The sequence below is a fragment of the Arthrobacter saudimassiliensis genome (assembly GCF_059090665.1).
Genome location: NZ_JBNHFX010000001.1, coordinates 572,357 through 584,703, shown reverse-complemented (window position 1 = coordinate 584,703; position 12,347 = coordinate 572,357). Strand labels below are relative to the sequence as shown.

The 12,347-nt window shown below is 70.3% G+C and carries 9 protein-coding genes; 6 read left to right on the top strand and 3 right to left on the bottom strand.

What is annotated here, in order from left to right; translation table 11 throughout:
- The first annotated feature begins 21 nt into the window (after positions 1 to 21).
- Positions 22 to 1,467, top strand: a complete 1,446-nt coding sequence (locus tag AC5RV6_RS02655; RefSeq protein WP_494005729.1) for an MFS transporter — start codon at positions 22 to 24, stop codon at positions 1,465 to 1,467.
- 72 nt (positions 1,468 to 1,539) lie between these two features.
- Here AC5RV6_RS02655 and AC5RV6_RS02650 read toward each other — a convergent pair whose 3' ends face one another.
- Positions 1,540 to 2,433 (bottom strand): phosphatase PAP2 family protein, encoded by an 894-nt coding sequence (locus tag AC5RV6_RS02650; RefSeq protein ID WP_494005728.1) that lies wholly within the window; start codon positions 2,431 to 2,433, stop codon positions 1,540 to 1,542.
- Positions 2,434 to 2,554: 121 nt separating this feature from the next.
- Here AC5RV6_RS02650 and AC5RV6_RS02645 point away from each other — a divergent pair, with 121 nt between their 5' ends.
- From AC5RV6_RS02645 to menD, 5 genes are all read left to right on the top strand, one after another.
- The gene (locus AC5RV6_RS02645) at positions 2,555 to 3,592 is read left to right on the top strand and encodes an o-succinylbenzoate synthase (RefSeq protein WP_494005727.1); all 1,038 of its coding nucleotides are present in this window, start codon (positions 2,555 to 2,557) and stop codon (positions 3,590 to 3,592) included.
- Positions 3,593 to 3,721: 129 nt separating this feature from the next.
- Positions 3,722 to 5,023: an amidohydrolase family protein gene (locus AC5RV6_RS02640; RefSeq protein ID WP_494005726.1), complete on the top strand. Its 1,302-nt coding sequence runs from the start codon at positions 3,722 to 3,724 to the stop codon at positions 5,021 to 5,023.
- A gap of 20 nt (positions 5,024 to 5,043) precedes the next feature.
- Positions 5,044 to 6,399 carry a nucleobase:cation symporter-2 family protein gene (locus AC5RV6_RS02635; protein ID WP_494005725.1) on the top strand — a complete coding sequence of 452 codons (1,356 nt, stop codon included), beginning with the start codon at positions 5,044 to 5,046 and terminating at the stop codon, positions 6,397 to 6,399.
- Positions 6,400 to 6,575: 176 nt separating this feature from the next.
- Entirely contained in the window at positions 6,576 to 8,705 is a 2,130-nt protein-coding gene (locus tag AC5RV6_RS02630; RefSeq protein ID WP_494005724.1) for a PhoX family protein, read from the top strand.
- 194 nt (positions 8,706 to 8,899) lie between these two features.
- Positions 8,900 to 10,570 carry a 2-succinyl-5-enolpyruvyl-6-hydroxy-3-cyclohexene-1-carboxylic-acid synthase gene (menD, locus tag AC5RV6_RS02625; RefSeq protein WP_494005723.1) on the top strand — a complete coding sequence of 557 codons (1,671 nt, stop codon included), beginning with the start codon at positions 8,900 to 8,902 and terminating at the stop codon, positions 10,568 to 10,570.
- A gap of 193 nt (positions 10,571 to 10,763) precedes the next feature.
- On the opposite strand, the gene AC5RV6_RS02620 is transcribed toward menD, so the two are convergent.
- On the bottom strand, positions 10,764 to 11,522 hold the full coding sequence (locus AC5RV6_RS02620) for an amino acid ABC transporter ATP-binding protein (RefSeq protein ID WP_494005722.1): 759 nt from the start codon (positions 11,520 to 11,522) through the stop codon (positions 10,764 to 10,766).
- A gap of 5 nt (positions 11,523 to 11,527) precedes the next feature.
- Positions 11,528 to 12,313, bottom strand: a complete 786-nt coding sequence (locus AC5RV6_RS02615; protein WP_494005721.1) for an amino acid ABC transporter permease — start codon at positions 12,311 to 12,313, stop codon at positions 11,528 to 11,530.
- Between the last annotated feature and the right edge of the window lie 34 nt (positions 12,314 to 12,347).

Below are 12,347 nucleotides of genomic sequence, written 5' to 3'. Positions count from 1 at the left end.
TCCCCGGAGTAGGCTGAATCGGTGCCATCCGAACCGTTCAGCCTGAAGAGCATCGCCGTTCCCGCCTACGGGCCCACGCTGCTGTACGGGCTGGCCACCGGCGCCATCCTGCCGGTCATCGCCCTGACGGCACGGGACCTGGGCGCCTCGGTGCCGCTGGCCGCGCTGATCATCACGCTGACCGGCATCGGCTCGCTGGTAACCAACGTTCCCGCGACGGTGATCACCACCCGATTCGGTGAGCGCGGAGCCCTGGTCGTCGCCGCCGTGTGGTGCGCGGCCGCCATGGCAACGGCGGCGACCGTGCCGCTGCTCGGAGTCTTCGCCCTGTCAGTGTTCATGGTGGGGATGGCCGGTTCGGTATTCGGCCTGGCCCGGCAGAGCTACCTCACCGAGGCAGTGCCGCTGCACATGCGGGCCAGGGCTCTCTCCACGCTTGGCGGGGTGAACCGGATCGGTGTCTTTGCCGGGCCTTTCATCTCGGCCGGCGCCATGCATTTCCTGGGAACCCCGGGCGCATATTGGACCGGTGCCGTCGCCGCCCTGGGCGCCGGGCTGCTGAGCCTGAAGGTCCCGCCCGTCACGGCCTCCCCGGCCCATCCGGTGCGGCGGAGGCCTGAGCCGGCACCGACCAGGTCCTCGCCCTCCGCCGGGTCACGCTCCGCCGGGTCACCCTCCGCCGGGCCGCCCTCCGCCGGGTCGCGCTCCGCCTCGTCATCCTCCGCCTCGGCCTCGCCCGCATCGTCTCTGACCGGGCCGTCGCCGGCAGCGTCTTTGCCGGCCGGGAAGCCAGACGGGGACCGGGCTCCCGACGGTACCGAAGCGGGCGCCGTCGGGCTTCAGGACACTGCGCTGCCGCCCACGGTCCGGCGGATCCTGCGCAGCCACGCCCGGGTTTTCCGCACCGTGGGAGTGGGCGTGCTGCTGATCGCCGCGGTCCGGGCCACCCGCCAGGCCGTGATTCCGCTCTGGGCCCAGCACCTCGGCCTGGACCCCACGGCCACCAGCCTGATCTACGGGTTGTCAGGTGCCATCGACATGCTCATTTTCTACCCGGCCGGCAAGGTGATGGACCGTTTCGGCCGGCGGTGGATCGCCGTGCCCTGCATGCTCACGATGGGTGCCGGCCTTGCCCTGCTGCCGCTGACCTCCACCCCCGGGCAGCTGCTCGCCGTCGCCATGCTGATCGGGTTCGGCAACGGCATCGGCTCCGGCATTGTGATGACCCTCGGCGCGGACTTTTCGCCGTCACCCGGCCGGCCGCAGTTCCTGGGCATCTGGCGGCTGCTGGCAGACCTCGGCACCATGGGCGGCCCGGCGCTGCTGTCGGGAGTGACGGCGCTGGCTGCGCTGCCGGCCGGCATCGCCGCGACGGCGGCACTGGGTTTCCTCGGCGCCGTAGCGCTGTGGGCCTGGGTGCCGAAGCGGCCCAGGGAGGAGCCGCTTCCGCTTCGCCCGGCGGCCTGACCGCGGGACCTGCGTGACCCACTGGCCGTACCCGAGAAGCGCGCCGTCGGGGGAGGCAGGCCGGCTTCGGTCCTAGTCTCCGGTCTGCTGGTTGAACAGTGCGATCGCCAGGGCCCAGAGAACGTACCCGACTCCGATGATCAGCGTCAGCCCCCACCAGAAATAGGGCAGCAGCGGATCGGCCGCAGTGGAGGCAGGGGCCAGGAACCGCGCGTACAGATAGGCGCCCGCACAGGCGACCAGCGACAGCAGCCCGGCGAACCAGCTGAGCAGCCCCCAGGCGCCGCTGCCGTGCCGCCGTCCCTGCCACCGGTTCCATTCCGGCTGCAGGCGCATCATCGCCAGCCCGCCCAGCAGGGTCCATGCGGCGACCACCAGGAAGGAGGCGACGACGTCGGCCGGGCGGTGCCACAGATTCACCACGGTCGCGGCGCCGGCCAGCACGGCATAGGTGCCGCCGATGAACGCTGCGGCCGGGCGCCAGCGCGGGGTGGCCAGCAGGAAGACGACGGCGGCGGCCGAGGCAGCCAGGGTGGTGTGCCCGCTGGGCAGGGAATTGAAGTCCAGGGTGACGACGCCGCGGTCCGGCCGGTCAAGCAGCAGGCGCTTGAGCACCTGGGTGGTCACGTTGGCGCCGGCGAAGGTGATGAACGCGATGAGCGCCGGGACCAGGGACCGCCGGTAGATGGACACGACGAGCATCACTATGCCGGCCAGGAACACCGAGATCAGCGGCAGGCTGTCCAGGAATTCCAGGATCGGCAGCCGCTGCGGGGAGACCAGCAGCTCGGCTTCCTTGAAGGCGGACTCGTCCAGCAGCTGCCCCGTGGTGGTGCGGACAAACGCCCAGTAGGTCAGCGCCAGCGCCGCAGCGCACCACAGCGCGGTGAAGATGAAGAGCGCCGGGTTGTGGGCGGGCCGCCGGGCGGAGGTGCCCCGGTTGTTCAACAGATTGCGTGTGTCCATTGCTTCCAGCGTAGGGACTGCGGCAGGGGTGGTGCGGTGCCGGGCGCCGCAGTACCCGCCCCGCAATGAACCAACAGGATACTAAACGTCGCTGGAATAACCGGGAGCGTAGGCTGGCAGCGTGCCTGACTACACCCTGCCCGACCTTGCCGACCTGATCTGGCGCGCCCGCGTGGTGTCCCTGCCCATGCGGGTGAAGTTCCGGGGTGTGCTGCACCGTGAGGCGCTGCTGCTGCAGGGCCCGGCGGGATGGGGCGAGTTTGCGCCCTTCCCGGAATACGGCGACGACGAAGCGGCCGCCTGGCTGGCCTCGGCCCTGGAAGCCGGCTGGCACGGCTACCCGGAACCGGTCCGCCGCAGCATTCCGGTCAACGCGACCGTTCCCGCCGTCGGTCCGGAGCGGGTCGAGGAGGTGCTGGGCCGGTTCGGCGCCGTGTCCGCGGTCAAGGTGAAGGTGGCCGAGCGGGGCCAGGACCTGGCCCAGGACCTTGCCCGGGTCGCCGAGGTGCGCCGGCTGCTGCCCGATGCCGCTGTCCGGGTGGACGCCAACGGCGGGTGGGACGTGCCTGCCGCCGTCGAGGCCCTGACGGCGCTGGCCGACGCCGGCCTTGAATACGCGGAGCAGCCCGTGCCCGACATTGCCGGCCTCCGCGAGGTGCGGATGGAGCTGATGCGCCGCGGCATCCCGGTGCCGGTGGCCGCCGATGAGAGCGTCCGCCGGGAATCCGACCCGCTGCGGGTGGCGCGCGAGGACGCTGCGGACCTGATCGTGGTCAAGGCCGCGCCGCTGGGCGGAGTCCGGCGGGCGCTGCGGATCGTTGCCGAGGCGGGGCTGCCCGCCGTCGTCTCCAGCGCCCTGGATACCTCGGTGGGCATCCGGACCGGCGTCGCCCTGGCCGCGTCGCTGCCGCAGCTGCCGCATGCGTGCGGGCTGGGCACGGTGTCGCTGATGGCCGCCGATGTCACCTCCGATTCACTGGTGCCCGACGGCGGGGCGCTGGCCGTGCGCCCCGTGACGGTCGACGAGGAGCTTACCGAACGGTACGCGGCACCCGCCGAGCGCACCCGCTGGTGGCTGGAACGGCTGGAACGGGTCCACGGGGTGCTGGCGGCGCGCGGCAACACGGCCGAAACATCGGAACACCGGACAGAAACTTAATAACACTCCGCGGAAACATGGCTCTGCCAACCTCGGTTCTCCGGCGTCGCTAACGCCGGAGAACCGAAGACGGAAGGCACGAGTGTGGGACCCCATGATGTCGCAGTAATCAACGGCTATGTTCTGCCGATGAACAACCGCGCCCCGATTCCCGATGGCGTGGTGACCTTCAGCAACGGCACGATCGACCGGGTGGGACCTGCAGGATCCATCGACGTGACCGGGGTCGGCCGGGTGATCGATGCCCGCGGCGGGGCCATCATGCCGGGGTTCATCAACTCCCACACGCACAATGCGTCCAACATGCTGCTGCGCGGCCTCGACGAGGACGCCGAACTGTGGGCGTGGCTGGAGTCGATGTGGAAGCTCAAGCAGAACTTCGACCCGGACACCCTCTACTGGGCCAGCCTCTGCGGCCTCATTGAAATGGTCCGCTCCGGCATCACCTGCTTCAACGAACACTTCGACGCGTACGCCGTCGAGCCCGAGGTCGAGGCACTCAAACTGATTCCGCTGCGGGCCACCCTCGGCTACGGGTTCGCGGATCGGGGTATCTACGAACCGGTCACTGAGTGGTCCTGGCGCACGCTGGAGAACTTCGGGGAAAAGGTCGCACGCCACCACCTGAGCGAGGAGGGCCGGATCCATGTCGCGCTCTCACCGCATGCGCCGTACTCGGTGGGCCAGGAGATGTGGAAGCTGACGCGTGAGGTCGCCGATGAGTTCGGCGTCTCCATCCACACCCATCTGGCCGAGGGGATGAACGAAGTCCGGTACATGCAGGAAACCTACGGCACCACCAGCGTGCAGTGGCTGGAATCCCTGGGCTTCCTCGGCCCGGACGTCACCGCGGCGCACTGCACGCGCCTGAACGCCGTGGACCGGCAGATCATGGCGCGGCGGGGAGTGAAGATTGCCCACTGTCCGATCAGCAACGCCAAACTCGTCTCGGGCACCCTGGACCTGGGCGCGGTGACGGACGCCGGGATTACCGTCGGCCTGGCCACCGACGGGCCTGCCAGCCACAACACCATGGACCTGTTCCAGGAAATGAAGTTCGCCGGGCTCATCCACAAGGACCGCACCCAGGACCCGTCCTTCCTGCCCACCCGCCGGCTGCTGAACCTGGCCACCACCGGGTCGGCGGCCGCCATGCACCGTCCGGAGTTGGGACAGCTGGCACCGGGGCATCCGGCGGACATCATCGTCGTCGACTTCGACACCGCCCACACCATGCCTGTCTACGACCCCGAATCGACGCTGGCCTACGCCAGCCGTGCCGACGACGTCCGGTACACCATCGTCGCCGGCCGGGTGCTGCTCGACGACGGGCAGATCCCCGGCCTCGACGAGGCCGAGGTGCGCCGCCGGTTCCAGGACAGCGCCCGGAACCTCCGCGCCAGAAGCCTGGCCTGGGAATGCCCGCAATGAATGCCGCGAAAGGAACACCCATGTCCGCTGCCGTTACCGAAGTCGACGAAAAGCTCCCGCCGGGCAAGCTGGCGCTCGCAGGTGCCCAGCACCTGCTGGCCATGTACGCGAGCATCGCGGCGGCACCACTGGTCCTTGCCGTGGCGCTGCAGCTGCCTCCGGACCAAGTGATCTACCTGCTCGCCGTCACCGCGCTGGCCAGCGGCGTGGCCACCATCCTGCAGTCCGTCGGCGTCTGGAACATCGGCGGCAGGCTGCCGATCGTCCAGGGAACCACCTTTACCGCGGTGGCACCCATGATCCTGATCGGCGGGGAATGGGGCCTGCCCGCCATCTTCGGGTCGGTGATTGCGGCCGGCCTCTTCACGTTCCTCGCGGCCCCGTACTTCAGCAGGGTCCTGTTCCTCTTTCCGCCCGTGGTCACCGGCACGACCATCGCGGCGATCGGCATTTCCCTGATTCCGATCGCGGCGAACTGGATGCTGGGCGGGGACCAGTCGGCCACCGCCATCTCCGGACCGAACCTGCTGCTGGCGGGCGTGACGCTCGTCATCATCCTGGCGGTGTCCCGGATCTTCTCCGGTTTCCTGGGCCGGATCGCCGTCCTGTTGGGTCTGGTCCTCGGCACCCTGATCGCCATTCCGTTCGGGATGGTGGACTTCGCCGCCGTCGCAGCCGCACCGGTGTTCGAGCTTCCCGCCCCGTTCGCCTTCGGACTGCCAACCTTCCACCTCTCCGCGGTGCTGGCCATGGTCATCGTCATGCTGATCACCATGGTGGAGACCACCAGCGACGCTCTGGCGGTGGGTGAGATCACCGGTGAGCGTGTCGATGAAAAGCGGGTGGCGGCCACGCTCCGTGCGGACGGGCTGTCGACCATGTTGGGCGGCGTGTTCAACTCGTTCCCCTTCACCGCGTACGCACAGAACGTCGGCCTGATCCGGCTTTCCGGGGTCAGGAGCCGGTGGGCCATCACCGTGGCGGGCGTGCTGCTGGTCCTCATGGGCCTGTTCCCGCAGGTGTCGGCCGTGGTCGCGGCGATCCCGATGCCGGTCCTCGGCGGTGCGGCCATGGTCCTTTTCGGCGGGGTGGCAGCGGTGGGCGTAGGCATCCTGGGACGGGTGGACCTGAACGATCCGCGCAACATCCTGATCGTCAGCGTGAGCCTCGGCCTGGCCATGGTGCCGGTGAGCAAGCCCGGTATCTTCAGCGGCTTCCCGCCGTCCCTGCAGATCGTCGTCGAGAACAGCATCGTGCTCGCCTGCCTGGCGGCCATCGTGCTCAACCTGGTCTTCAATGTCCTGCGCAGGAGCCCGGGCGGATCGGAGACGGACGGTGCCCGACCGGATACCGCGCCGGCCCAGCTGCCCGCCTGACCGGCGGGGAACCGGCACGTGTGCCTCAATTCACTTTCCGTTCACCGCACGGCGGCCCGCCCGTCATCTTGGCTTGCCACGGTGGAGGCGCTCCGGGTCTTTCCCTGCGGCGCGGGTGGCCCGGCCGCAGGGTCCGCATCCTGCCCGGGGCCTGCCTGGACGGAAGGACCTGCCCCATGACCAACCTGCTGAAGCTGCTGCCGGCACCGCACGCCCGCGGCAAGCGCAGTCCCGTAACCTGCCGGCTGAAGTGCGACGACGCGTGCACCAAGGCGGTGTGCAACACGTCGTCGAACGGCTACTTCCGCGACATCGCATCGGCGGAGTTCTCCCGCCGGGCCGCGCTGGGTGCCGGGGCTGCAGGCGCGCTGAGCGCGGCGGTGGTGCTGCTGGGCGGCGCACAGCCTGCGGCCGCCGGACAGGTTCCGGCCCACGGTCCCGGCCGGCCCGGACACGGCGGCCGCGGCAGGCTGCCCTTCAGCCCCATCTCCCCGGTGGACGCCGCCTCCGACACCTTCGACGTCCCCGGCGGCTACAGGTGGGAGCCGATCCTGCGCTGGGGCGATCCGCTGTTCAGCGATTCCCCGGAGTTCGACTTCGCCGCCCAGACCGCCGCGGCCCAGGCCCGCCAGTTCGGCTACAACAACGACTACCTCGACATCCTGCGCGCCCGGGACGGACGCAGGGCCGTCCTGGTCTGCAACCACGAATACGTGAACCCGCAGATCATGTTTCCGGCCGCACCGGCGTCCGCCGCGGAGGAACGCGAGCGGCGCGCGATCTTCCGTAACGCCGTCGGGCTCTCCGTCGTCGAGCTGAGCCGCCGACGGCGCGGCGGGCCCTGGGACTACGTCCGCGGAGCACGGCGAAACCGCCGCATCACCATGGACACCGTCTTTGAACTCACCGGCCCGCTGGCCGGCACCGACCTGGTGCGCACCAAGGAGGACCCGGAAGGCCGCTGGGTGCGCGGCACCCTGGGCAACTGCGCCGGCGGCACCACGCCGTGGGGCACCATCCTCTCCGGCGAGGAGAACTTCCACGGCTTCTTCCGGGCAGAGGGCACGACGGCGGAGGAACGCCGCTACGGGCTGGCGGACAAGGCCACCGCCATGGGCTGGGAGCAGGACGACCCGCGGTTCGACGCCCGCGGCGAGGATTACCGCAACGAACCGAACCGCTTCGGCTACATCGTCGAGATCGACCCGGAGGATCCCGGGTCGGTGCCGGTGAAGCACACCAGCCTGGGACGCTTCAAGCACGAGGGCGCGAACGTCACCATCGCCCGCGACGGCCGGGTGGTCGCCTACTCGGGCGACGACGAGCGGTTCGACTACCTCTACAAGTTCGTCTCCCGCCACCGGTACCGGAAGAACGACCGGCGGCACAACATGCGCCTGCTGGCCGAAGGCAACCTGTACGTTGCCCGGTTCCGCGGCAGCTCCGAGGGCGAGATCGACGGGTCGGGGACGGTGCCGGCCGACGGCGGGTTCGACGGTAAGGGGGAGTGGCTGCCCCTGGTCGTGGACGGCCGCAGCGCGGTGCCCGGCATGGACGTGCCCCAGGTGCTGGCCTACACCCGCCTGGCCGCGGACCGCGCCGGAGCCACCAAGATGGACCGCTGCGAGGACGTGGAACCGAACCCCGCCACCGGCCGGGTGTACGTGGCGTGCACCAACAACTCCAACCGCGGCGTTTCCGGGCAGCCCGGACCGGACGAAGCCAACCCGCGCTCGCAGAACCGGGACGGACACATCGTCGAACTGATCGAGCACCGCGGCGACGCCGCTGCGGAAAGGTTCACCTGGAACCTCCTGATGCTGTGCGGGGACCCGGCCCGGGGCGGAGCGACATACTTCTCCGGATACCCGGCGGAGAAGGTCAGCCCCATCTCCTGCCCGGACAACCTCGCCTTCGACACCGAAGGCAACCTCTGGGTATCCACCGACGGCGCTCCCGGCGGCATCGGATACAACGACGGCCTGTTCAAGGTGGGCCTGGAGGGCCGGAACCGGGGGAAGGTGGAGCAGTTCCTGTCCGTGCCGCGGGAGGCCGAAACCTGCGGCCCCGTGATCCACGATGACGAGGACATGGTCTTCGTCGCAGTGCAGCACCCGGGCGAAGACGGCAGCTACGGGCAGCCGCATTCGCTCTTCCCCGACTATGCGGGCGCAGGAGGAACGCGAACCCGCCCCGGCCGGCCGACGTCGGACGCAGTGGCCGCGCCGCGGCCTTCCGTGGTGCAGGTCTACCGGGAGGACAAGGATCAGGGCCGCGGCGGAGGCGGAGGCCCGAAGGGACGGTGAAATCCGGAAGGGGCGGTGAAACCCAGGGGCGGTGAAACCCAGGGGCACCCAGGGGCGGGGTCGGGCGGGCCTTCGTGCCCGCGGCCTGCGGCGCGGCACGGAAGCGGGCCGCGGGTGCTGATCAGCGGCCTTGGGGACGCACCCCGGCACCGTCGACTGGCCGGGAGGCGGGGGCAGGTTCGTAGGATAAGGCTATGACCGGCCCCCTCACCTCCCTGCAGTCCGCCCGCTCCGCCGTCGCCGCCCTTGCGGCCGGAGGCGTGCAGGACGTCGTCCTCGCGCCCGGGTCCCGGAGCGCCCCGCTGGCCTACGCCCTGGCGGAGGCGGAGCTGCAGCACCGGATCCGCGTGCACGTGCGGATCGACGAGCGCGCCGCCGGGTTCCTGGCCCTCGGCCTGGCCCGGGGCGGGCACCGGCCTGCAGCGGTGGTGACCACCTCCGGCACCGCCGTCGGCGAGCTGGTGCCGGCCGTGATGGAGGCACACCACGCCGCGGTGCCGCTGGTGGTCCTCTCGGCTGACCGGCCGACGGAGCTGCACGGCACCGGCGCCAACCAGACCACGGTGCAGCCCGGACTGTTCTCCGGCTTCCCGGTGGCGGAGGCCAACGTGGAAGCAGGGGAGGATCCGGCAGGTGCCATCGCCGAAGCCTTTGCCGCTCCCTCCGGCGGGGCCGCGGGCCCGATCCACATCAACCTGCAGTTCCGGGATCCGCTGGTCCCGGGCCTCGATGACCCGCTGGGGCTGGAGCCGGGCGTGGGCCCGGCTGCCGTGGGCACTGTTCCCGAGCCCGAGGAGGACGAGCGGGTCCGCGTTCCGGCGGAGCCGGGAACCGCCCGCACGGTGGTGATTGCGGGCGACGGCGCCGGCGAGATCGCGGCGCTGTTCGCCCGACGCGCCGGGTTGCCGCTGCTGGCCGAACCGTCGTCGAACGCCCGGTTCGGCCCCAACGCCGTCGTCGCCTACCGGCTGCTGCTTGAGCAGCTGGGTCCGCGGATCCAGCGCGTGGTCGTGTTCGGCCGGCCCACGCTGTCCCGGCCCGTGGCCGCTCTGCTTGCGCGCAGGGACGTGCAGCGGGCCATCTACCTGCCCCGGCCGGTCAACTGGTTCCGGCCCGGACGCCGGCAGGAAATCGTCATCACGGACCTGGCGGCCCTGTTCGCCTTCTCCGGGACAGGCAGCGCGGCGTGGCTGAAGCTTTGGCAGGATGCCTCCGCTGCAGCGCAGCGGGCCCTGCAGGCCGTGCTGGAGCGCGAGCCGGGCCTCACCGGGCTGCGGGTGGCCCAGCTGGTGTGGGAGCACACGGACGGCAACCTGGTGGTCGGCTCCTCGAACCCGGTCCGCGACCTTGACCTGATCGCCGCCCCGGCCCGGCATCCGCTGGACGTCTACGCGAACCGCGGCCTGGCCGGGATCGACGGAATGATCTCCACGGCGTCCGGCGTGGCCCTGGCCAACGGGATCCCGACCCGGCTGCTGGCCGGAGACCTGACCTTCCTGCACGACGCCGGCGGGCTGCTGGTGCCGCGCACCGAAACGGAACCGGACCTGCAGGTGGTGGTGCTCAACGACACCGGCGGCGGCATCTTCTCCGTCCTGGAGCACGGGGCCCTGGGCGAACAGCCCGAATACGCGGAGCTGGTGGAGCGGTTCTTCGGCACTCCGCACGACGCCGATCTGGCCTCGCTGGCCGCCGGATACGGTGTCCGGCACCAGCTGGTCACGGACGACGCCGAACTCGATGCCGCCCTCACCGCGCCGATCAGCGGCCGTTCGGTACTCGAGGTCCCGGTCCAGCGGCACGGCCTGAGGCGGCTGCATGCAGCGGTCCGGGACGCAGTGCAGGGGGCGCTCGACGTCGGATAGCCGCAGCAGTTCCCGGACACACGCCGCCTGCCGGGCCGGCCCGGCGGACCCGGATATGCAGCCGGCCCCCTCAAGCGATGCCTGAGGGGGCCGGCTGGCTGGATGTCCGGCAGGCGCTGAGCCCGCAGGCGCTGAGCCCGCAGGGGGTGAGCCCGCAGTCGCTGAGCCCGAAGGGCCTGGCGGACGGCGCGTCCTAGAGCACCTTGGACAGGAAGGCCCGGGTCCGCTCGTGCTGCGGGTTGCCCAGCACGTCTTCGGGGCGGCCCTGCTCGACGACGACGCCGCCGTCCATGAAGACGACCCGGTCGCCGACCTCGCGGGCGAAGCCCATCTCGTGGGTGACGACCATCATGGTCATGCCCTCTTCGGCCAGCTGGCGCATGACGCCGAGGACATCGCCGACCAGCTCGGGATCAAGGGCACTGGTGGGCTCGTCGAAGAGCATCATGTCCGGGTCCATGGACAGGGCGCGGGCGATCGCCACGCGCTGCTGCTGGCCGCCGGAGAGCTGCGAGGGAAAGGCATCCGCCCGGTCCCGCAGTCCGACCTTCTCCAGGTTGCGCAGGGCGGTTTCGCTGGCCTCGGCCTTGCCGCGCTTCTTGGCGCGGCGCTGGGCGAGCATCAGGTTGCTCAGCACGTTCAGGTGCGGGAAGAGGTTGAACTGCTGGAACACCATGCCGATCCGGGTGCGGACCTTGTCCAGGTCGGTCTCCGGATCAGTGATGTCGGTGCCCTCGACCAGGATGGTGCCGCTGGTCGGCTCCTCCAGCCGGTTCACGCAGCGCAGCAGCGTGGACTTGCCGCTGCCGGACGGGCCGATGACGCAGACCACTTCGCCCTGGTCGACGTGGAAGTCGATGCCCTTGAGCACCTCGTTGCTGCCGAAGCTCTTGTGCAGATTGCGGACCTGGATGGCGGGCGTGCCCGCGGTCTTCTCAGTGTGTGCGGCCACGGATCCTACCGGCCTCTCTGGTTGTGTCGTTCAAGCCTGGCCACCAGCTGGGTCAGCGGAAGGGTGATCACCAGGTACATGAGAGCCGCGATGACCAGCGGGGTGGCGTTGGCATTCATGGTGACCGAGTCGCGGGCGAAGGTGGTCAGTTCCTTGTCCTGCATGGCCATGCCGACAATGAACAGCAGCGAGGTGTCCTTGATGAGGATCACCAGCTCATTGGTCAGCGGCGGGGTGATGATCCGGAAGGCCTGGGGCAGCACTACGGACACCATGGTCCACGCAGGGTTCATGCCCAGGGAACGGGCGGCTTCGACCTGTCCGGGCGGGACGGCCTGGATGCCGGCGCGGATGGTCTCGGCGATGTAGGCAGCGGATACGACGATGAGCGCCAACAGGCCCAGGGTGGTGCTGCCGCCCGGCGGGCGCCAGCCGAACGCGATCGGTACGGCGAACGCGAAACCGAAGATCACCAGCAGCGCCGGCAGGCCGCGGAACAGCTCGATGTAGGCGGTGGCGGCCCATCGGTACGGGGCCACGGGGGAGAGCTTCATCAGGGCCAGGATCAGGCCCAGCAGCAGGCCGCCCGCAAAGGCGATCACCGTGTAGATGACGGTGTTCTTCGCCGCGACGGTGATGATCTGCGGGAAGGCCTCACGGGCCACTTCGGGGTCAAAGAAGTTGACGCCGATCTTTTCCCAGTCGGCCAGGAACACCACGGCGGCTACGGCCGCGACGAAGATCGCGTACAGGATGCCCCGGAACAGGCGTCTGCGGGTTGAGGGTTTCACTGGGACCTTTCGGTCTGGTCAGGCGGCGCCGGAT

Bases quoted from the DNA above. Each gene is read 5' to 3' on its own strand.
- AC5RV6_RS02650 (WP_494005728.1), bottom strand. From the start codon at position 2,433: ATGGACACACGCAATCTGTTGAACAACCGGGGCACCTCCGCCCGGCGG.
- AC5RV6_RS02640 (WP_494005726.1), top strand. From the start codon at position 3,722: ATGAACAACCGCGCCCCGATTCCCGATGGCGTGGTGACCTTCAGCAAC.
- AC5RV6_RS02635 (WP_494005725.1), top strand. From the start codon at position 5,044: ATGTCCGCTGCCGTTACCGAAGTCGACGAAAAGCTCCCGCCGGGCAAG.
- AC5RV6_RS02630 (WP_494005724.1), top strand. From the start codon at position 6,576: ATGACCAACCTGCTGAAGCTGCTGCCGGCACCGCACGCCCGCGGCAAG.
- menD (WP_494005723.1), top strand. From the start codon at position 8,900: ATGACCGGCCCCCTCACCTCCCTGCAGTCCGCCCGCTCCGCCGTCGCC.